This is a genomic window from Candidatus Sulfotelmatobacter sp., from assembly GCA_036500765.1.
In the GTDB taxonomy this organism is placed as follows: domain Bacteria; phylum Acidobacteriota; class Terriglobia; order Terriglobales; family Acidobacteriaceae; genus Sulfotelmatobacter.
This window is the reverse complement of the sequence record DASYBM010000001.1, coordinates 120,414-144,234: the sequence shown is the minus strand read 5'-3', so window position 1 is coordinate 144,234 and position 23,821 is coordinate 120,414. Positions and strand designations below refer to the sequence as shown.

Here is a 23,821-nt window from a genome sequence, read left to right as displayed (position 1 = left end):
GTTCAAGCCTGGCGAATCATCTGAGGTGCCACCGAATCCGTACTCGAGACATCGCGGCGGTAAGTCACGAAATAATAGAGCAGCGTCCCAAATGGAGCCAGGAAAAACAACAGTACAAACCAGAAGGCCTTCTTAGCATAGTGAGATCGATCGAAGCCGAACCAGAAATACCACATTGCGACCCACAGCAATGCTGCTCCCGCAATTTCTGGTAAAAGAAGGAAGTTCACTAAGATACGAGCTTCCGAGGTCAGTGCATTCCCGCCAATAACAGACAAGGCCAAGTGTGTTCCAATAATCGTTCCTACCAGCGCAAAGGTGAGAACAGCACATCCGAGGTAAATGTGTTGCGCCGTTCGCGATAAAAGCCACCCGCGGCTGATGGGAAGATACAGCATGGCTGACTAGCTTAACATCAGAGTCCAGCCGAATGTACTTGGTCGGCGGGAGCTTAAGCTTTTGGCGCGGGCGCACCGCGCAGCAGGCCTTCGGTGCTTAGGTCTTCGTCGAGGTCGGGCCAATGGATGCCGTAGCCGCCGCCGGCAATTTTCCAATTCCCGCGCTGAACAGGCGTGGCGTTAAGCAGGCGCGGATACCACACGAGTGGCACGCTGATCACTCGTCCGTCGCGCAGCGACACACTCAGCGAGTCGTCGCTGAAAGCGACATCGAGCACCCGTTCATCTGCGGTCATTGCCGAAGAACTCATTCCAAGCCTCCAGGAACAGCGTCCTGTTCTGACTTACCAATGATTGTAGCGTGCGAAGTTCGTGAGCGCTAAACCCAAAGTTCGTCGCAAGCTGGATTGGATCGAGCCAGAATTTCGCCGACCGATCGTCGCGATCGACATGAATGTGCGGCGGCTCATTCGGTTCGTGACTGTAGAAGTAGAAGCGGTAGGGGCCGGACCGCAACACCGTCGGCATGGGCCGGATTTTAGCAAAATAATGCCCTTGGGGACCTTTCACGAATTCTGAGCTGGCAAGCTTCTCATCTCCGCGATGACCTCGCGAATTCTGCCTTTCGTGTCCTCTTCCAACCTAGGCCATTCCTCAGGAAAGCCGCCGATGCTCATCGTGCTACGCCAAAGATCCTTCAACTGCTCATTCTTAGGATTCAGATGTTCGTAATTATCGACGTCCCAGCCACCGAAACTTCCATCCAGCAGACGTTCGGCGCGGTCAGCTACTTCGGCTGGCGTGGGCTGTTTGCGGGTGACTATGCCGAACACAATGAGGGCAATCCCGAGGAGCGGGAAAAAGAAGAGCCAGTTCGCGCTGGGATAAACAATAATGGCTACGACGGGTGCAATCACCGATGTCAGGCATCCCAGACTGAACAGAGATTGCAGGAGCCTCTTCATATCACAAGAATCGCGGGCAGGGGTGCCCGGACCAAATAATCAGCGCACCACCTTCTCGATCTCCGCCCTCAACTGGTCATACGGCAGCGCGCCCGGATGGTACATCGCCACTTTCCCCTCCCGATCCAGCAGCACCAGCGTCGGTGTCGTCGACGCTCCGTAAGTATCGAAATTGTACTGGCTGATCGGCACCGGCATGTCGAGCAATCCGGAATAAAAGCGATGCCGCACCGCATCGATATATTGCCTTTCATCGGCTGGCGACGCATGCTCGCTCTGCGCCGTATAACCATACAATCGCGTCGGCCCGATCACCTGCAATCCCTTGTCGGCAAACTCCGAGCGCAGCTGCGTGATGATGGGAGCTTCCGCCTTGCAGTCCACACACCAGTGTGCCCAGAAAAACAGCAGCACCGGCGAGCCTTTCAACTGCGCCGCCAGCGGCGGTTTTGCTCCCAGAAAATCGTCCGCCTTCAGCGCCGGCGCAACCTTCCCCTGTAACGACAGCAGGTTCAGATTCTTCTGCAAGCGATCATGAATCGAAGTCGTCCCATACGTCCGCAGCGCAGCTTGTAGCAGCGCTACAGCTTGTGTCCGCTGCCCGCGCGCCGCGAGCGTCTGTGCCTGCACTTCCAGCGCCGCCCCCAGCGCCGTCGCCAAATGCGGATCGGAGTCAAGCGCACGCTGCTTCAGTTTCAATTGCTCCAGCGCCAGCGTCTTGGTTTCTTTCGCATACGCGGACGCCTGGTCGTACTGGCGCTGATCGAGCGCAGCCCGTCCCATCCACGAATATGCTTCGAGATATTCGCCCGTCACCCCTTGTTGATTGCGATAAGCATTCAGCGCCGCCTCGGCGCCAGAAAAATTCTTCTGTGACAACGCCACGCGCACGTCGTACACAATCTCCGCCCATGCCGAAGCCGTGAGCAAAAACAAAGCCAGCAAAATTCGCAAGCGCATCCTTAGATGATGAATGGTTTCCCCAAAGGTCGCAAGTCGTGCCGTTGTTCGCACGCATCACCCGTAGGCGTCATTCCGAGCGGAGCCGTTTTTCAGGCGAAGCGAGGAATCTCGCGCCCATCGCCAACCTTTCGTGGAGATTCACGCGAGATCCCTCGCACGGCTGAAGAGCGCCGTGCTTCGGGATGACGCCTCAAATAAGAAGACACAGCAAGCTTCCTAGTCCCGAGCAAGGCCCACATAACATCTTCCCCCTCAATTGTTTACCCATAGCCCGCAGCAAATATGTAGCTATTTCAGGGCACTTTCTTTACAATTTGACTGCGTTTGACTTTAGAGTTCCTTCGCAGTACAAGCATCTCCGCTCAACCCAGCGTGTGACCTGCCTGCAAGAGAATCCTGAAAGATTCAGCGCTACATCAACAACAAAGGAATAAGCACCATCATGGAAACAGGAACAGTGAAGTGGTTTAACGACGCCAAGGGCTACGGTTTTATCAGCCGCCAGAACGGCGAGGATGTCTTTGTGCATTTCTCCGCCATTCAGGCCAGCGGCTTCCGCAGCCTGCAAGAAGGTCAGCAAGTGCAGTTTGACGTGGTCAAAGGCCCCAAGGGCTGGCAAGCTGAAAACGTTAAGGGCGCGTAAAACCGCTTCGCTCGTCACAATTCGATACCAGGGGCGGCCAGCAGTGGCCGCCCTTAGTGTTTTTTCCGCACGACTCCATGAAGCTCACGGCTGCGCGTCGCGCATCAGCACCACGTCGGAGTCGGTATGTCCCCGCACCATCGCTAATCTTTTCCCGTCCGGCGACCACTGAAACGAACCAATGTGTTCAGCCTTGAACTCGGTTTCCCATCGCCCCCCAGCCCCATCCAGGGGTTGCCGCCAGATGTTGTCTACGCCGTTCTCCCGTACACCGTATTCGATCGCCTTCCCATCCAGCGAATATTGGATTCTGCCGGTATGCGGCTTCTGGAGCACGATCTCCCGCTTCGCCTGTCCATTCTCCAAGGCCACTTCGACCGCTCGCTCCTTGTGTCCCTCGGCATGACTCACGGTTGTTAAGAGCGCACTTGCCCCATCTGGAGAAATGTCGTATGGCCACTCCATCGGAAGCTCGGAAACTTTTTGCGGCGTCCCGCCTTGCAGCGGCACGCGCATCAATAGGTTTGTGGTCACGTCGCGATAATAGGCCCAGCGCAAATCCGGCGAGCACTCCGGCGCGTAGTCCATCTGCCCGCCAGTCAGCTTCTTTGGATTTTCTCCGGTAGCATCCATCTTCCAAATGCCGACTTGTTTGTTCAGCGCCGAGTAGCCGGCGTACAGCAGTTGCCCATCGCGGCAAGCCCTTGGTTCGAACTCCGGCACTCCTGGATCAATTCCAAAAATCGCTTTCGTTCCGGTCTCGAGATTCACTACCTGCACCCGATTGTCGCGGTCTACCATCAGCTTTCCGTCCGGCGTCCATGACAGGGCCATTCCTTCCCGTGCCTTGGTAACCGCTTTCGCCTCTCCGCCCGGAACCAGCAACTCCAGATCCCAGTGCTGCTCGCTTGCCACCGCCGCCAGTACGGAAGCACTACTGGCCAAGCTGATCCAGGAATAATCACTGGCATCCCGCGTCACTGCGGACATCGCACCGTCCGGATAGGAAAAACGCACCACCTGGCTTCGCCGGTAATTCGAACTCGCGTCCCGGTCGAGTGCCAGCACGCCGCTGCCGTCGGGCAGCCACTCCGGACTCATGATCACATTTTCGCTGCGTGCAAAGACCTTCCGTTGCCCGCTCTGTGCATCCACTAAATCGAATCCTGTCAGCCCACCCTCCGGCTGCAAGACGTAGCACATGATTGTCTTTCCATCCGGTGACCAGGCCGGTAAATTTAGCGATTGCTTTTCCGAGCCCTTCACCAGCGCCTTCTCCGCGCCGCTCTGGAGATCTTTGGTAAGCAACTCATACTCGCCCGGATTGGGATTGTCGTACCGCATGAACGCGACTTGGCGCCCGTCCGGCGAGAACGTCACATTCGAGTCCACATCCTCGGCCAGCTTTTCGGGCGTTCCTCCCAACAACGGGGCTCGATACAGGAATCTCAACTCGTCATTGCCCGGATCGCTGCGCACAAAATAAAAATAGTTTCCGTCCGGCGCAAAACGCAGCCCGTTGTACTGCACATCTGCCGGCGGCTGCACCTGGGTTACGCTGTTGGTCGGCACATTCCGCAACTGAAGGCTGGCCAGTCCGTTCTCCCGCATCAGCGTGAGCAGATATTTTCCATCGGGCGAGATCGCTACCATGGCGGCGGTCCCCGAATCCGTCACCTTGACGACTGAGAAATTTTGAAATGCCTGAGTGCGATGTCCTAAGAAGGCGCGGACCCGGTCGCCAATCACTACGAGCGCGAGCAACACCACTACGCCCGGCAGAATCCAGCGACGAGTATTCGATTGCCTGGGCGCCGCCACATCAGTCGCGCCACTCGCTTTTGTAGTTGGCGAGCCGGAGCTGGAGAGAACGTTCGCGGGCATAGCCACCGAGGCCGAAGTCGTGGTCGCGCTCGCCATTTTTCTCGCCGATTCGACGTCGCGTTTCAGGCGCTTCAGATCGCCGCGCAGGTCGGCGGCGGACTGGTAGCGCAGGTCGCGATCTTTGTCCAGAAGCTTCTCGATAATCTCCTGTAGTTTGGGCGGCAGCGCCGCATTCAGTTGCACGGGCGGCGTGGGATCAAGTTCAAGAATCGCGTGGAAGACCACTGCGGACGTGGCGCCTGTAAAGGGCAACTTTCCGGTCGCCATCTGATAGAGGACTGTGCCCAGCGAAAACAAATCGGTGCGGGTGTCGAGTTCTTCGCCGCGGGCCTGCTCGGGCGACATATACGCGATCGTGCCAACGGTCGCGCCTGGACTGGTCAGGTGCGGGCTGGGTGAATCCTGTGTGGCGCCGCTGCTCATCTGCAAATCTGGACGCATCAGCTTGGCCAGACCGAAGTCGAGCACCTTGACGCCGCGCTGCGTCAGAAAAATGTTGGCGGGCTTGATGTCGCGATGGAGGATGCCCTTGGCGTGGGCGGCGTCGAGTGCATCGGCGAGTTGAATCGCTACATCGAGCAACGGGCCGATTGGCATGGGGCCGGACGCGAGTTTGTAGTCGAGATTCTGGCCTTCGAGCAGCTCCATGGCGATGAACGACTGCGCGTCGTCGCCGTCGCCACTCTTTTCGACCGCGTAGATGGTGCAGATGTTGGGATGGTTCAAGGCTGAGGCGGTCCGCGCCTCCAGCAGAAAGCGGTCGAGCGCATTCTGATCGCGCGACAGTTGCGGCGGTAGAAATTTCAGCGCGACCTTGCGTCCCAGGTTCAAGTCTTCCGCTTCATACACCACGCCCATCCCGCCGCTGCCCACGCGGCCGGTAATGCGATAGTGCGAGATGGTCTGGTTGATCATGTGAGATTGATCATGCGTGGTTGATCATTTCAGGTTGATCATTTCAGGTTGATCATGCTCATTGACAGTGCAATTTTTCGCCGGAATTCTCATCTTAGGGCGGATGCGCCGAGGCGTCAACGCGGGCACGAACATGAAAGTGTTCCTGCGGGAACACTGTGGAAAAGGACGGAATTGCGGGCCTCAAGTGATTGATTCTGTTGAGAGGCATTTTCGCGGTGGTTTGTTTTGAGTTGGTTAGGCTGTGGAAGAAACGTCTACTTTCGTGGGCATTCAATGCCTACTAAAGTGGACTTGACTTTATTTGGCTGCGTCGGAACTGCGAATCACGGTTGCCCCGCCCTTGTCTCCGCGCACTTTGCGGAGACAGGGTGGGAGGGGTGAGAGTAACTAGAATGCTTCCGAAGTTCGTGGCGGCCCACCCTCCCGCACAGAACGCGGGAAGAGTGGGGCAACCCGCATTCGAGATTCCCAGGCCGAAAGGCTGCGCGTGACCTCATTTCGCCGCCAGCGGCTGGTCTTGCTCTTTCGCCAGGCGGTCGACCATTTCTTTGGGCAGGGCGTGCAGGAGTTCAAGGAAGGCGGCGTTGGTCCAACCGAATCCGACGACATTCATTTCGTAGCCGAGTTCGACGTGGGCTTCGGAGGAGCGCGTGACCACGTTGTATTTCTCGCGGATGTTGCCGTCGCGGCGGAAATTTTCGGCGACGGTCGAGAGAAATTCGTAGGAGACGCGGTCGGCGTCGGCGTTGTAGCCATAGCGCCGCAGGCCTTCGATGGCCAGCATTTCGATGTTGCCCCAGCCGTAGGGCAAATCCCACTGCGCGCCGCTGTCATACGTGCTCATGGGAATACCGCCGGGGCGCTCGAAGATTTTCAGGTTGCCGGCCACGGCCTTGGCCTGCTCGGGAGTGGCGAGCCCGGCCCACAGCGGATAAAACGTGGACGCATATTGATAGGTCGACATACGCTTGGTCTCGAAATTGAAATCGAAGAAGAGGCCTTGCTCGGCGTTCCAAAGATGTTTGTTGATAAGTTTCTTGCGCGCTTCGGCGCGCTGGTGCCACTTCTTCGCATCTTCGGCGTGGCCGAGCCAGAGGCTGATCTGCTCTAAATCTTTTTCGGTCTTATAAAGAAGGCTGTTCAAACACACGGGAGCGTAGTGATGCGTGGCTGCGCCGAAGGGGCCGAAGCGAAAGCTGACATCGAAGCCGGACTCGCGCATGGAACGGTCGCCCTTGTAGTAGTCCGCGCTGAGGCGGAATTGCTTCGGACTCTCGCATTCGGGGGACGCCATGGTCGAAGACACATCGCACACGTCCAGGGAATAGATAGCACCCGCGACGGCCTGCTTCGTGACGGTTTCGCGGGAAGCGAGCGGGCCGGAGCCGGGGCGCAGTTCGACCACATAATCGTCTGCTACCGCCGGATGCAAAAAGAAATACTGCGCGGCTTTGCGGTAGAAACCGGATTCGTCCTGCACGGCCTCGGCGGGCGGGCCTTCGCCAAAGTCGTAGTAGCGCGAGAGGCCGGTCTGGCCGGCCAGATGGGGATCGCGGGTCCACATCTCGTAATCTTTATTGAGGTCTGCATAGGCGCGCTGTAACCACGGGACATCTGGCTTGTCTCTGGGCATCGCCTGGTAGACATCGACGAACATTGAGCTGAGAAAGGGAGGCTGCGAGCGCGTCAGATAGTAGGTGCGATTGGCGTTGAGCATGGCGCCGTAGTGTTCGATCTCGAAGAAGAAGTTATCGACCATGCCGCGCGCCAGTTGCACGCGGCCGGCTCGCAGAAGCCCGCGAACGATGAAATAGCTGTCCCAACCGTACATCTCGTTGAAACGGCCACCGGGAACTACGTACTTATTTTCGAGATAGAGCAGGCCTTGCGGTTGGAATGTAGAAGTATCGATGTCGCCGAGGCGGTGGATTTCAATGGGAAGATGTTCGACGCGGACGTGGCAATCCGTCGCCAGCTTCTGCACGGCCGCCGGCTCGGGAAAGTTCTTGGGGAGATACAGCACCGGAGCGACGCTTATTTTGGGATCGACCAGCGTGGCGCAATCGGTCATGGATCGGGTGAGTGTGTCCCAGGCGGTGGAAATGTAGGCGAGAATCGGCTGGAGGCCTTTGCTTTCAGGGGCGGAAGATTCTAGTGCGCGGCTCGGCATCGCTCCAATGAGGAGGAGCGCGACAACGGAACAGCGGAAGGCAAGAAATTGAAAACTGCGACGTGTTTTCGAGATAAGCATGAGAAGGAAAGCCCCGCCATCATAAATGCGGGGGCGGACTGCTTCCATACAAATCTGGCAGACGGGTCGATTCCAGCGAAGGCAAGTCGAGCTTCGCTCGACTGGACAGCCGGGGGCGGCTGTCCCCACGCCACAGAAGCAGCGGTTACTGCGGTTTTGGTTTATCCTTGCTCGTTTGCCGTTTCTGAGGGGGGCGTACGTGATCCGATTCTGGGTAGTCCTTCGTCTGCTTGTCTTTCATCTCTTTGTGCTGGGCGCAGTTTTCACTTTCACAGCTATAACCTGGGCACAGGTTGCCGAGAATACTTATCAGGAATTGCATTGGCGGATGATCGGGCCCTTTCGTGGGGGGCGCACGCGCGCCGCGGCGGGCGTTCCCAGCCAGCCTAACGTTTTTTATGTCGGGCAGGTGAATGGCGGCGTGTGGAAAACGGACGACTACGGGCGCACCTGGAATCCGATTTTCGATCACGAATCTTCGCAGTCGATCGGCGCGATTGCGGTCGCACCTTCCGATCCCAACATTATTTATGTGGGCAGCGGCGAGGGATTGCATCGGCCCGACCTTTCTGTGGGCAACGGCATTTACAAATCCACCGACGCGGGCAAGAGCTGGACGCATCTGGGCCTGAGAGATGGACAACAGATTCCGGCGCTCGCCGTCGATCCGCGCGATCCGAATCGCCTGTTTGCGGCTGTACTTGGCCATCCGTATGGACCGAGCGAGGAGCGCGGGATTTATCGCTCGACCGACGGCGGTCAAAACTGGCAGAAAGTAATTTCCAAGGACGAAAATACCGGCGGGTCCGATGTTCAGATCGATCCCTCGAATCCCGATGTGGTGTATGCCTCGATGTGGCAGGCGCGCGAAGGGCCGTGGGAGGACGGCAACCTTGTTAATGGCACGGGCGGCGGGCTTTTCAAGTCTACCGACGGCGGCAGCACCTGGCATGCGCTGACCAATGGATTGCCGCAGGATTTGTCGCAGATTTACGTGGCAATTGCGCCCAGCAATCCGCGGCGGCTCTACGCCACGCTCTCACAGGCTTCGGGAAAACTAAGCGTTTACCGCTCCGACGACGCGGGCGACTCGTGGGCGCAGATCACGGACGATCCGCGGCCGGCGGGCCGCATCGGCGGGGGCGATCTTTCGATTCCCAAGGTCGATCCGAAAAATCCCGACATCGTGATCGTGGTCAGCACGGTGACCATGCGGTCGACCGACGGAGGAAAGACGTGGTCGGGTTTCCGCGGCGCGCCGGGCGGCGACGATTACCAGAATCTTTGGATCAATCCCAACAACGGCAATATTATTCTGATTGTCAGCGATCAGGGCGCGATCGTCACGGTGAATGGCGGCGAGAGTTGGAGTTCGTGGTACAACCAGCCGACGGCACAGATCTATCATGCGATCACCGACAACGCGTTCCCCTATCGCGTCTGCGGGGGGCAGCAGGAGAGCGGCTCGGTGTGCATTTCCAGCCGCGGCAATGACGGCGCGATTACATTCCGCGACTGGCATCCGGTGGGGGTGATCGAGTATGGATATGTCGCTCCGGACCCGCTCGATGCTGACGTGGTCTATGGCGGCGGGCGAACGGAAGTTTCCAAATTTCACTGGTCGACCGGCGAAGTGCAGAACGTGACGCCGATTCCGCTGCGCAATTCCAAGTACCGCACCGACCGCACCGAGCCGCTGATGTTTTCTCCGGTGGATCCACACGTGCTCTATTTCGCCAGCAACGTGCTGTTCGTGACGGCGGACGGCGGAAATTCCTGGCAGACGATCAGCCCGGATTTGACTCGCGAAAGTCCGGGCATTCCGGCCAGTGTTGGAGCAATGGCGCCCACGGGTGCGGAGAAGCGACGTGGCGTTATCTATGCGCTGGCGCCGTCGTTTAAGAACCTGAACGATTTGTGGGCGGGCACTGACGATGGCCAGATCTGGATCACGCGTGACGGCGGCAAGAACTGGAGCAACATCACGCCGCCCGAGCTGACTGCCTGGAGCAAGGTCACGCAAATCTCGGCGTCGCATTTTGACAACGAGACTGCCTATGCGTCGGTCAGCCGGTTCCGCATCGACGACGCCCATCCTTATGTCTACCGGACGCATGACAGCGGTAAGACCTGGAAGCTGATTACTACCGGCCTGCCCGACTTCGGTCCCTGCGACACGGTGCGCGAGGATCCCGTTCGCAAGGGCCTGTTGTTTGCCGGAACGGAAAATGCTGTGTGGGTTTCGTTCGACGACGGCGATCACTGGCAGTCGCTGCAATTGAATCTGCCACACACTTCGATGCGCGACCTGTGGATTCACGAGAACGACCTGATCGTGGCCACGCACGGCCGCGCGTTCTGGATTCTCGACGACATCGAACCGCTGCGTCAGGCTACTGCGGCGATGACGAACCGAGTGCACCTGCTTGCTCCGGTGGCCGCCTATCGGGTGCAGCGCGATACCAATACCGACACGCCGCTTCCGCCCGACGAGCCGGCGGCGGCCAATCCGCCGGATGGCGCAGTGATCGATTACTACTTGCCGGCGGCCGCTGGGCTTTGCCCCGGCGGAACGGACGAGGCGTCCGTCGCTGGAGGATCGGTCACGCTCGAAATAATGGACGCGCAAGGCCATCTCATGCGGCGCTTTTCCAATACGGATAAGCCCGATATCTCCGAAGAAGAATTGCAGAAGCAACTGATACCGCGGTACTGGGTGCGACCGCCACGGCAACTTTCAACCGCCGCGGGAATGCATCGATTCGTCTGGGGATTGCACGCTACCCCGCCGGCTGCGGTGCACCACGACTATCCGATCGCTGCGATTCCGCATAACACGCCGCGCTATCCGTTGGGCCCGACCGTTTTACCTGGAGCGTATACGGTGAAACTCACCGTCGATGGAAAAACTTTCAGCGAACCGCTGATTATCAAGATGGACCCCCGCGTCAAAGTCTCGACCGCAGCCCTCGAGAAGAAGTTTAATGCCGAAACCCGCCTGGCTTCCCTCATGAATGAAACCTCACACGCGATGCAGCAGGGCGGATCGATTCGCGCGCAACTGGACAAGCTGTCGGCGCAGGCAAATTCGACGAAGGACGCCGTCGAAGCGAACCGAAAAAAACTGGACAGTCTTCTCGGCGGTGCGGGGGGATTGTTCGCTCCGCCGACGCCAGAGGTAACTCTTAGCCGCGTCAACGGCAACGCCAGCACGCTGTATCAGGAAGTGTGGAAGGTGGATGCCGAGCCTACGACTTCCCAGGTAGAGGCAATTTCGTCGACCGAACAGGAGAGCGCCGATGTGCTGAAGAAATGGAATGAATTCAAGAGCTCAGATTTGCCCGCGCTCAATCGTCAGCTGCGTGACGCGAAAATTCCTGAGGTCGAAGTGGAAGCGGCTCTGGGGTACGACGAAGCGCAAGGCGACGAGGAATAGCAAACGAGGACATCGGTGCGGAATGGTAGACAATCCTTCGATCGCGCGCATCATCGGTCGGCTGAGCCTTTAGACCATGAGCATTTGGTTATACCTGAGGACCGGAATTAATGTTCGCAACTACAAGTTTGCAAAATCTTGCAGACTATTGAGGTTTAGTTTGCAAGATTTTGCGACATCTTCGGCGGCGCAAAAAAACTTTGTAATTTTCTCGTGACAACTGTTCGGAACTCCGGCAGGCCGGGGTATAATCCTGCGACTTTGGGACTTGGAGTTGACCCGCCTGGAGGACTTTCTTCTTTCCGTGGTGGGTGGATCGACTGGAAGTCCGCGTCCGAAGCCACGTTTCGAATAACCCAAAAAATGCGAGGTCACTACTCTATGAAGGTATTCCGCACCCTCGGAATTGCTCTGCTGGCGTCACTGGCTATTGCCGGTGTTGCGAGCGCCCAGGAACCATTCACGGCAGGAACATGGACAAAAACAACCAACGCTCCGGCCTCCGCCGTTGCACATGCTTTGCTGCTCACCGACGGCTCCGTGCTGGTGAATAGCATGTTCTTCGAAAACCATTCCGATCCCTGGTACCGGCTGGTACCGGACGCAACGGGGAGCTACGTCAACGGCACATGGTCGAATGCCGGTACATTGCCCAGCGGCTATAACCCTCTTTACTTCGGTTCGTCTGTGCTTCCCACCGGCCAAGTCGTGGTCATCGGCGGTGAGTACAACAATGGCAGCGCGGACTGGACCACCAAGGGAGCTGTCTACAACCCTGCCAGCAAGGCCTGGACCAGTCTGACTGCTCCGAGCGGCTGGACCACCGTCGGCGATGCGCAGAGCATCATCCTTCCCAACGGCCACCTGATGCAGGCCAACTGCTGCACCACCCAGGAAGCAATCCTTACGCTCACCGGAACTACCGCCTCGTGGGCCACCACCGGCACCGGCAAATTCGACTGGAACGACGAAGAAGGTTGGACCATGCTGCCCGGCGGCGACATCCTCACGGTTGACGCCTACGTTGGCCAGTCCAAGTGCTGCCTGTTGGGCTACCAGATTTACAGCCCCACCACCGGCGCGTGGACGACTCCGTCGAACAACACGGTTGTGAACCTGGTCGATCCTTCCTCGCTTGAGCTGGGACCGATGCCTCTGCTGCCCAGCGGATTAGTGTTTGCCGCAGGCGCCACCACCAACAATGCCATCTACACTCCCTCGACCGGAACCTGGGCTTCGGCTCCTAAGTTCGGAGGCACGCTCGACATCGCCGACGGACCAGCCGCCGTATTGCCCAGTGGCAACGCCCTGTTCGACACCAGCCCCGGCGTCTTCAACACCGGCAGCAAGTTCTTCGAATGGGACGGCACCACGCTGAACGCGACGTCGGCTCCGCCGAATGCCGGGGTCGACTCTTCCTACGTTGGCGGCTTTGTTGTTCTTCCTACCGGCCAGGTTCTCTTCACGGACTTCTCGTCCGATGTCGAGATCTACACGCCGTCTTCCACCGCCGGCTGCGCCGGCTGCGCTCCTGCGATCAAGCAGGTGGCGGCTACCCTGAAACGCGGTACCAAGAACAACAAAATCGCTGGGACTCAGTTCAACGGTTTGACCCAGGGCGCGTACTACGGGGATGACAACCAGAGCTCGACGAACTTCCCCATCGTTCGCATCACGGATTCCGCGGGCGTGGTCACCTATTGCAATACGCACAACTGGCTGGGCGGCGTTGCGCAGGGCACCACGGTTACGACTGCGGCTTTCGACATTCCGCCCTCTCTTCATGCGGGAGCAGCCACCCTGGTAGTGGTGACCAACGGAATTCCGTCGGCACCCAAGTCAGTAACGCTTCAATAACTGCCGTTCACTGCCACCTCGCAGTGGCTTCGACCAAGTCTTAGTCGGTCTCCGGGCGCTGGATTCGTTCAACGACGAGTCCAGCGCCTGGTTTTTTTGGCGACGAAGATGGGGTGCGGGGTTCGCCTGCGAGTGCACGCAACTGCTGGGCAGGGAACAGTCCTGGCTTTTAGTTTCCTAGAGCCGCTCGACTGCATCCTGTAATTCCGCGGCAATCTTCCGCGGGTCAGAACCGGGCGGGAATTTCATCGGAGCTCCGATTCTCACCACGATCTTGCACGGAGCCGCAAACCTTTTTCCTGCCTGTTTCACTTCGAAGAGTCCGTCGATGCGCATAGGCAGAACCGGAACGCCGAGATTTTCCGCCAGGAGTCCAATGCCGGCTCGAAAGGGGTTCAACTTACCATCTGCCGTGTGCCGCCCTTCGGGAAAGACCAGTACACTGTAGCCGCGATCCACGGCTTCGCCCGCGTAAGCAAAGCTGCGGCGAAAGCCGGCCTCGCGCGGCAGCGGAAACAAATTCAGCAGCGAGACGCCGAGAAGCCATTTCATGTGGTCGTAGACCCCGGCGAAGAATCCGCGGTCGGGCGAAGGCGTGCGCAACGCCTCCAGCGCCTCGCCGCCTGTGGCGGTGGCCAGCCGATGCCGAAACCGAGCGGGCAGCGCCGTCAGAATGAACCCGCCATCGACGTCGCCGATATGATTGGAGACGATCAGCAGCGGTCCTTGCATACCGCGCAAATGTTCGCGCCCTATAATTCGTGGCCAGCCCAATAAAACGATCGCCGGACGCATCAATAAGTAATGCACTGCTATGCGCAACCACGTGACTGGCCAGCGCAACGTCCAATTCGGATAGTGATACACGGCGGCGGGCGCCGCATCGCCGCGCAGCATGCGTTCCAAATCTCCCACAGTGCGAACGGCGCTGAAGCCAGTTTCGCTGAAGTCGCCCTGGTAACGGTCCTCCAGCGCGCTCAGCAATTCCACGCGATCGAGCGAACTCATTCCGAGATCGGCATCGAGGCTGGCGTCTTCGTGTAAGTCGCTTGCGGGCCGGCCAATCACGCGCGCGATCAACTCTGCCAGAGGACTTGCGTTCGCCATGAGCGGTGGTCGATGCAGGACATGCGCCTGCGCCATCTCGCGGATTAAGTTGCGCCGCGGCTTTTGCGTGCTGGTGCGGGGAAAGTCCTCTTCCGGCCACTCCATCCACATTCGCATGCGCTGGTACTCGGCGAGCGATTGATTCGCGCGCTGCACGACTTCTTCCACGCCCGAATTTTTCGGCCCAGGATTTGTCGGCTCAGCATCGCCGCGCAAAATCACCACCGCGCACGGCTCTGCGTTTCCCGCGCGCTCAATACCGACTACCACGCAGTCCTTCACGTCAGGCTGCCTGCGCAGGGCCGCTTCCAGATCGTCGGGATACACGTTCATTCCGGCGGGCGTCACGATCACTTCTTTTTTGCGGCCCTTGAAATAAAGATTTCCAGCCGGGTCGAGTGCGCCAATGTCGCCGGTGCGATACCAACCATCGGCATTCGAGACGCTATTCGCGTTCGTTCCATCCCCGCCCCAGTAGCCCGAAGTCACGCCGCCGCCGCGCACCAGAATCTCGGCATCTTCGGCCAGCTTCACCTCGCGCCCGGGAAGGACCTTTCCGATCGATCCCTTGCCCAGGCGGAAGGGATGATTGACGCTGATCAGCGAAGTGGTTTCGGTCAGGCCATAGCCCTGGATGGCCGCGTAGCCGAGCCGTCCCCAGAATTCTTCGGTCTCGCTGTCGAGCGCGGCGCCGCCCGAAATGAATGCCCAGAACTTCCATCCGAATTGCCGATGAATGGCGCGGAAGGTCCACCAGCGCCGAAGGAAATGTTGTTTTTCCGACGACTTCAACCGTTTACGGAATGCGTCCAGTTCGCTGCGGCTCTCGAGATCGCGCTCGATCTTCTGCCTCAAAGACTGCAATATCCGTGGCACGCTCACCAATACCGACACGCGCTCGCGGCGAATCGTGCGGATCACTTCGGAAGGATTCATCTCCTCCTGAAAAATTACGGTCGCGCCCAGCAGCGGCGGGAGAAACATTCCGAGGAACTGCCCGAACACGTGACTCAGCGGCAAAAGATTTAAAAATCGCAAGGGATGCACCAGCCGTTCATATTTCAGATAACTGCGAATCTCTCGCTCCAGCGGCGCAATGTTGGCGAGCACGTTGCCGTGCGTGATGACCACGCCCTTGGGTTCAGCAGTCGTACCGGAAGTAAACACGATCTGTAGAGTGTCGTCGCGGCCACAAGCGACCGTTGGCGGAGTGACCGGTGTAGAATTCGTTGCCGCTGCAACATTCTCCAAACTCAAAGTCGCGACGGAGAATCCCGCAGTCGAACATTCGTGCAGGTGGCGTCGCGACGCTATCAACAACCTGGCCTCAACGCGCTGAAACACCCGGATCGCAAAGTCAGCCGCAGATGTGTCATCCATTGGCACCACGACCACGCCGCGCAGTGCGCAGCCAAAAAAAACGCCGATCCATTCGGCGCAATTCTCTCCCCAGACCATGACGCGGTCGCCCTTGGCGATGCCACCGGCTTCGAGCTTGCTGGCGCAGCGGCCGGCCATGTCGAGTATCTGGCCGTAGGTAAACGATTCGGTGCGGTAGCCGCGGCGCTGCCGGCAGGCGCGCTCATGGCGATGTGCCCGAAAATGTTCCAGGAAGAATTCTGCTAAGGATTCGGCCATGGTAGAGGCAACAGATTAAGTCTAGTGCAATATAAGTTGGCGAAGCCGCAGACAGGACAGTTTTCAGACTGCTCCTACTTTAGAACTTCGCGCCCCATCCTCCCTTGTCATTTCGAGCAAAGCGAGAAACCTGCTTCCTTGTGGCGCCGGCGAACAGCAGGTTCCTGCTCGCGTTCGCTCGCCGGAATGACAGATGGGATTGAGTCGTAAATGAATAAGAAAGGGAGAATGAGTCGGAATGGATGAAGTTCGGGGGTTCAACAAAGAACTTGTCGCAAGAGCAAAATTGTGCGACATAGATAGAAGGATGCACATCCGCACACTCCGCGCCGTTATCGTCGGTTTGATCGCATATTTGATCGTCGCCTCAGCCGGCACCTTGCGAGCGCAGGAGAAAGCGGCTGCCGCCGCTGTTCGCAGCCTCGAACTGAAATGGACGGAATCCTATAAGGAGCGCAGCATCGACATTCTGTCGTCGCTGCTGGCGGAGGATTTCGTCATTACCATCGAAGACGGCAGCGTTTACAGCAAGGCGGGCTACATCAGCCACAGCGCCGATGCAGGCACCAAGGTGCAAGTGGCGGAGTTGTCAGACCTGAAGGTTCGCGTGCACGGCGACACCGCCATTGTGACCGGCGCCTACCATGAGAAAGGCGAATCCAATGGCAAGCCCTATGAATATCACGATCGCCTCACCGATGTCTGGATGAAATCCGGCGGCAAGTGGCAGGTGGTCGCTTCGCACTACAGCGCTCCAGCGAGGCCGTGACGACTCTCATGCGGGATGGCTCCGGGAACCGCTGGAATCCCGCCCTGCGGCAAGCAAAGGCGGGATTCCCCGTTCAGCGGCCCGGAACGGTTCAGCTAGCCGCCACCGCCTTCCTCAGCTTTTGCTGCACCATTCCGGCGAGTGACAACAGTCCCGTACCGAACAGCACGAAGCTGGACGGCTCAGGGGTCACCCCGGTGTACTCGATGAATTCCTGCGCCCGCATGCCCTGGCTCTGAGTGCCGGGTACCGGGTTGAAGATCTTGAATCCCCAAAACTTGCTTAGCGGCGTCGCCGCAGCCAAGGCCAGGTACTGCGATTCCAGCCCTGCGGCGCCGCTGGTCCCGAAGTAGGGATTATTCCTGGCGTTGAGGGAGAAAAATCCCCAGATGGCGAAATTTCCCTCGTTCGGGTCGATCGTGCCGTTCATAATCCCCTTGAATATCAACGCCGTAGCTTTGTAGTCGTTCATTATAGTGGGGGAATTGCCGAACAAGCCTCCGCCCAGCGGCAAATCCTCGGAGGGGTTGGCCTTCCAGGTTTCGCCCACGACAATTTCATTGTCGTAGGTGTCGCAAATCATCGCCACCGGAGCGGCGCCGTTAACCGAGATGTAATACGGGTAGGTGTAAACTCCGCCGGCTTGGTTACCACCCACGCTGGTGAGTTGCATGTCGACGGAATTAGCCAGAGCTGTGCCGGCACATAAGCTGAGAGATGCCAGCAACAAGAAAAGCAGCGCGATACGACGCATTGTCGTTCCTCCAGCCGGCCGGTCAGTAGGTACGCTGCCAGCCGGTCATTTTGTAGTTGAGACTATGCGAAATGCCAAACACCTCCTGTGCCCTGGGTCTGAATGCCTTGGGATCGGCATTCCGCAAATCTCCCAGCCTAACTTTGAGGTATGGCCAACTTTCTGTAATCCCCCAAACAAGGTATTCTCCACTGGCCGGGCTCTCGTCCTGAGTTGACGATCCGCCGCACTCTTGACAAATCTCTGACAACTGCGAGCCCAGTCGCTGCTAAGGTGGTCACGCCCGTAAGCTATTACCCCCAGCCGTGATCGAACCCGATGATTTCTAAGGAGAACACCAGCATGCGCGCCATGAAAGCTGCTTATCGATATGTGACCACCGCCGCCCTGATCGGCCTGTTCTGCACGATATCCACGCTGACGCTTGCGCAATCGGATGAACTGCGACGGAACTCTGCCGCCGGAACAGGCAGCATCATTGTGCACAGCAAGTTTGGCGGGCAGATTTTCGGCTTCGATATCGATCAGAACGGCACCGAAGGGGTGCTCAGCGAGGCGAAATCGCAATCCAACGGCAACATCCTCGCCGCCGTGGAAACCTTCGATCAGTCTACTGGAAGGATCCTGAAGGTTGTCGCCGAAACGGAAACTCAGGATGACTTCATCACCGAAGGAGTTGTGGGAACATCATTGGGATTGTTCGAACACGAACATGAAATCAGCTTTCTGCATTTGCAGCGCACCTTTGAGGTGATCGATCCACTGAGCGCCAATAAGGTCACTGGGAAATGGACTCCACCCATCGGGACGCAGCATTTGATAGAAGGAGTCAGCCGCAACCAGGGAACCGTCACCAACGCGTTCTTCGCGTATGACAACAGCAGCAATTTCGTTCCTTATGTTTTTAGCTCCAACGTCGCCGCGAATACGTTTGGCCCGGTCGTCCACATCATGGACTCCTACAACTTTGGCAGCGTGCCGCCTCCAATTGCTTACAACACGGTGACCAATATTGCCGTTCTCGGCGGAGGGGATGGATGTTTCGGGTGTTTTCCGGTGATTGGCCTGGCGAATCTCGCCAAAGGAACATTCGCGGAATTTACCGGTATCGGATTCGGCTTCGTGAATGGCGTCGCGGTCGATTCGGCCGACAACATCGCGTGCACTACCACAGAAGACGATGCCAGCATCGAAATCTACGATCTGGCGACGCAAACGGGATTTACCGTGGTCCTGCCCAACACGGGCGAACAGCAAATCTTCAGCGGCGCCGACGTCGAGTTCGATGCCATTCACAAATTATTTCTGGTGGCCCAGCCGGTCTCCAGTTCGGCCCCTTCCGGCAGCACGATTTATGTGTACGACACCAAAGGAGTCTTGCAGGAAACGCTGAACGGATTCAGTTTCTCCAACGCCGGCAATGTCATCGGCGCCCACATCGCCTTGAATCCCAGCAAGCGGACCGGCTTCGTCGATGGCCCATCGGCGAGCGTGAGCGAGATTCAGGGATTCTCTTACTGATATGTCTATGTCGCTCTAAATTATGTCCGAAACGGTTTTGGGAAGGGCGCGGATCCACCCGTGCCCCGATACAAACCTTTCGATCGCGGCGCGGATAAATCGGCGCTCTTTCAACGTTATTTATCGCCGTCATTTATCGCCCCAGGCTTTCCAACTATCCACCAAGCTCTAACTGCCGGGCCGCGACACGGGTTGGACTTTGCCGGCGTCGGGGACGCGCTCGCCGATGCTGCGGGCGACGCGTTCGCCTTCATTGAGACCGCTGAACAGGCGGGCGGTTTCGCCGGTTTGCTCGGCCACCGCAACCTGCGCGAACTTGATGGTATCGTTGGCCGTGACGACCGCCACGAAGGTCTGGCTTCCACGAATGACCAGCGCGTCGGACGGCACTTCGATGTAACTTGGCGTGTTCACCTTCAACTCCACCTGCACGAAACTGCCGGCAAGAATTCGGTTGTGGGGATTGTCTATGTCAATTTCGACGAGCAAAGTGCGGGTCTTGGGATCGATAGCGCCACTGGTGCGTGTGACGCGCGCCGCCAGTTTCAAAGTCGGATTCGCCTGATCGAAAATTGTGACTTCGTCGCCATCGCGCACGAAGGAAGCATGAGACTGATCGACGTACACGTAGATACGAAGCCGCGAAGTTTCGGAGAGTTCAACCACGGGAAGCGCGCTGGTTTGTGAAGTAGCAGCATTCTGGATCAGCGCTCCGGGATCGGAATAGCGCGCGGTGATGGTTCCGGTGAAAGGAGCGCGCAGTTGCTCATACGACTTCAGGGTGCCGATCTGCTCCAGGTTCGCCTTGGAAACGGCGGCGTCGGCCTCGGCCTGGTCGGCGTCCTGCTGGGAGATCATTTGTTTCTTTACGAGCGTGGCGGCGCGGTTGGCGATGAGTTCCTTATTATGCGCATCGGCGACAGTGGCCTGATATTGCTTATCGGTTTCGGGCGATTCGATGACGGCTATGATCTGATCGGCGCGGACGAAATCGCCCTTGTCGACGCTGAGGCTGCGCATGTAACCGCTGACTTTCGCATAGAGAACTGCGGTCTGATAAGGATGCACTTCGCCGATGAGGCGGAGGGTGTTGGAACCCGCAACGCGGCGCGCGACGGCGACTTCGACGGTCGGCCCTTTCTGTTCCTCGACCTTGAGTTGCTCGGTGGCTGCCTCGACATGGGTGCGCTGACGGGTGAACAGAAGGTAAGCCATCGCTCCCGCGACCAGAATAATCAGGATGCCGGCGAGATAGAGCCAATGGGATCCGCGGCGTCGGCCGAGCGATTCAGGCATCAGAAACCCTCCGGTTTCGACTGTTCCGGTTTGAACTCTTCGCCTCGCGATTCGGCCGCAAACTTCGCATCCAGCGTGTGGCGCGTGGGAAATTGTTTCCGCAACAATGTGTAGACGACGGGCACGACGAAAAGTGTGACCACGGTTGCCACCAGCAACCCTCCAATTACGGCGCGGCCCAGGGGAGCATTCTGCTCGCCCGCCTCGCCCAGTGCCAGCGCCATGGGAACCATTCCGATAATCATGGCGAGTGCCGTCATCAGGACCGGCCGCAGTCGCGTCATTCCCGCTTCCAGCGCGGCCTCGATAGGCGATGTCCCTTTTTCGACGCGGGCATCGTTGGCATAGCTTACCAGCAGAATGGAGTTCGACGTGGCGATGCCCACCGCCATGATCGATCCCATCAGCGACTCGACGTTAATGGTCGAGCCGGTGATCGCGAGCATCCACAGGATTCCGACCAGTGCACCCGGAACCGCGATCATGATGATGAAAGGATCGATCCAGGACTGGAAGAGCACGACAATCAGCAGATAGACCAGCACAATGGCGAGAATCAAGCCCATGAGCAAGCTGCGGAACGAAGAGTTCATGACCTCGTACTGGCCGTGAACGGTGATGCGCATGCCTAAGGGAAGCTTGCCCAGGCCGTCGATTTTTTTCTGGATGCCAGCGACCACCGAGCCCAGGTCGCGGCCTTGCAGATTGGCGTTGATGTCGATGACGCGCTGCACCGTGTAATGGCTGACTTCGGCCGGAACGGAATCCGGAATAATGTGCGAGACATTGGCCAGCGTTTCATACTGCGGCTGGGGCAGGGGCTGGGTCGATGGCGCGGTCGCAGGTTGCAGCGGAGTCGCCGCTCCGGGCAGGCTGAGAGGAGTGTTCATCAGGCTGTCGACGGAATCGAACTTTTCCGGCGGAATGCGCACGGCTACGATGTAGTTCACGTTATTGGTGGGATTCAGGAAGTACGAGGGCGCAATCAATGCGCTCGACGACAGAGAAATCAGCATGCTGTTAGCGACCGCCTGCTCCGTCAGCCCCAGCTGTGCAGCCTTCTCGCGATCCACGTTAACGCGCAACGCAGGATAGCGGATGGCCTGCTTCACGTGCACGTCCACGGCTCCCGGGACTGTGGCGATTTCATCTTTCAACTGGCGCGCAATCTGGTACGACTGGTCGAGGTTGGGGCCTTCCACCTGAATGTCAACCGGCGACGGCACACCGAAGTTAAGCACCTGGCTTACGATATCGGCGGACTGAAAATAAAAACTGGATCCGGGAAATTCGTGTGGCAACGTCTCGCGGATCCTCTGCATGTAGCCCGCGGTCGGGTGATGCTCGGGCTTGAGGGCGATCAGGACCTCGGCATCCATATCGCCGACGTTGTCGGTAGGCACGAAGGCGAGATTGTAAGACGTGGGCAGGCCTTCCATGTCGTTGATGGTATCGAGTTCATTGGGCGGGATGATCTCGCGGATGCGGGCCTCGACCTGCATGAGCATCTGCTCGGTGTCTTCGAGGCGCGTGCCAACGGGGGCGCGGACGTGTAGCTTCATCAACCCCGCGTCCACGCTGGGAAAGAAATCGGTGCCGATGATGAACGGCAGCACGGCGCTGACCGCAAACATCAGCCCAAACACGCACAGCGTAAATACGCGGTGATGCAAGACCAGGTGCAAGATGTGACCATAGCCGGTGCGCAGGCGCTCAAAGGCATGCTCGCGCTTGCGGTTCAGGCGGCCGATGAATCCCGGATTCTCTTCTTTCGCTTCATCCGCTTCGCGGTGGCCTTCGAACAGAATTCGCGAGAGGGTCGGCACCAGAGTTCGAGAGAGGACGTAGGACGACAGCATGGCCAGCACGACCGCCAAGGCCATCGGTGTGAAAAGGTACTTGGCCGCGCCGGAAAGCAGGACAACCGGAAAGAACACGATACAAATGGCCAACGTGGCCACGATCGCGGGTACGGCAATCTGGCTGGCGCCATCGAGAATCGCCACGGTGATCGCCTTGCCCATGTCGAAATTGCGGTTGATGTTTTCGATTTCGACGGTAGCGTCATCGACCAGCATACCGATGGCGAGGGCCAACCCGCCAAGCGTCATAATGTTAATGGTGTCGCCGCTCAGGTTCAGGCCGATAATGGCGGTGAAGATGGCTAGCGGGATCGAGGTACAGACGACAATCACGCTGCGCCAGCTGCCCAGAAATGCCAGAATCATAAGCGAGACCAGGATGGAAGAAAGCATGGCTTCGCGGATGACACCGGCGATGGCGGCGCGCACAAACACGGACTGATCGAAGTCGACCTTTAAGTCCATGCCCTGCGGCGCCGAAGCCTTGATGACCGGCATGGTATCGCGTGCGGCTTCCACCACGGCCAGAGTCGAGGCGTCGGAGTGCTTGAGGATGGCGAGATAAGTGGCGCGCTTGCCGTTGACATGCACAATGCAGCGCTGTTCGGCGAAGCTATCGGCAACATGAGCGATGTCGCCAAGCAAGACCGTTGCCGATCCTACGACTTTGATCGGGATGCGACTGAACTGCGCCACCGTATCGGGGCTGGAGTTAAGCTGCACGCTGTAGTCGGTACTGCCGATTCTGGCATCGCCGGCGGGCAGAATGACGTTCGAATTTTGCAGCGCGCTGACCACATCGCCCGCCGACAGACCCTTGGCGGCGAGTGCCTGCGGGTTGATGTCGATGATGACCTGGCGTTCTTTGCCGCCAAAGGGTGCGGGCGTGGAGAGGCCGGGAATCGTGAACAGGCGCACTCGAATGAAGTTGAGACTGTAGTCGTAGAGCTGCTGTTCGGGAAGGGTCTGGCTCGAAATGGTCAGCTGCGCCACAGGTACGTTCGTGGCGTTGAACTGGATGACGTTGGGCGGCGTGATCCCCGGTGGCGCGATGCGCAGAATGGTGCTCGACACCGACGATATCTGGGCGATGGCCGCGCCAATGTCGGTTCCGGGCTGGAAGTAGACACGGAGCAATCCGATACCCGGGATTGACTGGGATTCAATGCGCGAGATTCCGTTGACTGTCGTAGAAAACGCACGCTCGCTAATGAGCACGACCCTGCGCTCCATGTCCTGCGCCGAAAGGCCCGGATAGTTCCACACTACCGCGACGACGGGGATGTCGATGACCGGAAAGATATCGACGGTCATCCGCGTCACCGACAAAATGCCGAGGATCAGGATCAGCAGGCAAGAAACGGCGATAGTGTAGGGGCGCCGCAGCGCCAGTCGCACCAGCCACATAAATTAGACCGAGACCTAACTGGAACCGGTAGCAGGCTTCCTCATTTCGCCTGATCCTGGATTCCCATGCATGCAAGGCGTTGTAGAAAAATATACACGCAGCTGGGAAGCTTTTAGCGTAGAAGCGTCAACGGGTAATCTGTTTCTGTTCT

General features: G+C 58.3%; 16 protein-coding genes. 5 read left to right on the top strand and 11 right to left on the bottom strand.

Annotated features, from left to right (window positions below; genetic code table 11):
* Nucleotides 1-2 precede the first annotated feature (2 nt).
* The 5 genes from VGM18_00610 to VGM18_00590 are packed head-to-tail and all read right to left on the bottom strand — an operon-like array spanning nt 3 to nt 2,317.
* Nucleotides 3-398 (bottom strand): hypothetical protein, encoded by a 396-nt coding sequence (locus VGM18_00610; protein ID HEY3971469.1) that lies wholly within the window; start codon nt 396-398, stop codon nt 3-5.
* A gap of 53 nt (nt 399-451) precedes the next feature.
* Nucleotides 452-709 (bottom strand): DUF2442 domain-containing protein, encoded by a 258-nt coding sequence (locus tag VGM18_00605; protein ID HEY3971468.1) that lies wholly within the window; start codon nt 707-709, stop codon nt 452-454.
* The gene (locus tag VGM18_00600; GenBank protein HEY3971467.1) at nt 681-926 is read right to left on the bottom strand and encodes a DUF4160 domain-containing protein; all 246 of its coding nucleotides are present in this window, start codon (nt 924-926) and stop codon (nt 681-683) included. The genes VGM18_00605 and VGM18_00600 overlap by 29 nt, the downstream gene beginning before the upstream one ends.
* 38 nt (nt 927-964) lie before the next feature.
* Nucleotides 965-1,363 (bottom strand): hypothetical protein, encoded by a 399-nt coding sequence (locus tag VGM18_00595; GenBank protein ID HEY3971466.1) that lies wholly within the window; start codon nt 1,361-1,363, stop codon nt 965-967.
* Between the two features lie 39 nt (nt 1,364-1,402).
* Nucleotides 1,403-2,317, bottom strand: coding sequence for a TlpA disulfide reductase family protein (locus VGM18_00590; protein HEY3971465.1), 915 nt, complete (start codon nt 2,315-2,317; stop codon nt 1,403-1,405).
* A 451-nt stretch (nt 2,318-2,768) separates the two neighbouring features.
* On the opposite strand from VGM18_00590, the gene VGM18_00585 reads away from it, so the two are divergent.
* On the top strand, nt 2,769-2,969 hold the full coding sequence (locus VGM18_00585) for a cold-shock protein (protein HEY3971464.1): 201 nt from the start codon (nt 2,769-2,771) through the stop codon (nt 2,967-2,969).
* Between the two features lie 84 nt (nt 2,970-3,053).
* Here VGM18_00585 and VGM18_00580 read toward each other — a convergent pair whose 3' ends face one another.
* Nucleotides 3,054-5,768: a protein kinase gene (locus VGM18_00580; GenBank protein HEY3971463.1), complete on the bottom strand. Its 2,715-nt coding sequence runs from the start codon at nt 5,766-5,768 to the stop codon at nt 3,054-3,056.
* Nucleotides 5,769-6,264: 496 nt separating this feature from the next.
* The gene (locus tag VGM18_00575; protein HEY3971462.1) at nt 6,265-7,941 is read right to left on the bottom strand and encodes a trehalase family glycosidase; all 1,677 of its coding nucleotides are present in this window, start codon (nt 7,939-7,941) and stop codon (nt 6,265-6,267) included.
* A 280-nt stretch (nt 7,942-8,221) separates the two neighbouring features.
* Here VGM18_00575 and VGM18_00570 point away from each other — a divergent pair, with 280 nt between their 5' ends.
* Nucleotides 8,222-11,458 (top strand): glycoside hydrolase, encoded by a 3,237-nt coding sequence (locus VGM18_00570; protein ID HEY3971461.1) that lies wholly within the window; start codon nt 8,222-8,224, stop codon nt 11,456-11,458.
* 381 nt (nt 11,459-11,839) lie between these two features.
* Nucleotides 11,840-13,315 (top strand): hypothetical protein, encoded by a 1,476-nt coding sequence (locus VGM18_00565; protein ID HEY3971460.1) that lies wholly within the window; start codon nt 11,840-11,842, stop codon nt 13,313-13,315.
* 177 nt (nt 13,316-13,492) lie between these two features.
* Here VGM18_00565 and VGM18_00560 read toward each other — a convergent pair whose 3' ends face one another.
* Complete coding sequence (locus tag VGM18_00560) at nt 13,493-16,060, bottom strand: AMP-binding protein (GenBank protein ID HEY3971459.1); 2,568 nt, start codon at nt 16,058-16,060, stop codon at nt 13,493-13,495.
* 307 nt (nt 16,061-16,367) lie between these two features.
* Between VGM18_00560 and VGM18_00555 the strand changes: the two genes are divergently transcribed.
* Nucleotides 16,368-16,829: a nuclear transport factor 2 family protein gene (locus VGM18_00555; protein HEY3971458.1), complete on the top strand. Its 462-nt coding sequence runs from the start codon at nt 16,368-16,370 to the stop codon at nt 16,827-16,829.
* Nucleotides 16,830-16,920: 91 nt separating this feature from the next.
* Here VGM18_00555 and VGM18_00550 read toward each other — a convergent pair whose 3' ends face one another.
* A complete protein-coding gene (locus VGM18_00550) occupies nt 16,921-17,583 on the bottom strand; it encodes a hypothetical protein (protein HEY3971457.1) in 663 nt (220 codons plus the stop codon).
* 342 nt (nt 17,584-17,925) lie between these two features.
* Between VGM18_00550 and VGM18_00545 the strand changes: the two genes are divergently transcribed.
* Nucleotides 17,926-19,104, top strand: a complete 1,179-nt coding sequence (locus tag VGM18_00545) for a hypothetical protein (GenBank protein ID HEY3971456.1) — start codon at nt 17,926-17,928, stop codon at nt 19,102-19,104.
* A 168-nt stretch (nt 19,105-19,272) separates the two neighbouring features.
* Here VGM18_00545 and VGM18_00540 read toward each other — a convergent pair whose 3' ends face one another.
* Together VGM18_00540 and VGM18_00535 are read right to left on the bottom strand one after the other, a co-directional pair.
* Nucleotides 19,273-20,400 carry an efflux RND transporter periplasmic adaptor subunit gene (locus VGM18_00540; GenBank protein HEY3971455.1) on the bottom strand — a complete coding sequence of 376 codons (1,128 nt, stop codon included), beginning with the start codon at nt 20,398-20,400 and terminating at the stop codon, nt 19,273-19,275.
* Nucleotides 20,400-23,669 (bottom strand): efflux RND transporter permease subunit, encoded by a 3,270-nt coding sequence (locus tag VGM18_00535; GenBank protein ID HEY3971454.1) that lies wholly within the window; start codon nt 23,667-23,669, stop codon nt 20,400-20,402. The genes VGM18_00540 and VGM18_00535 overlap by 1 nt, the downstream gene beginning before the upstream one ends.
* Nucleotides 23,670-23,821 lie beyond the last annotated feature (152 nt).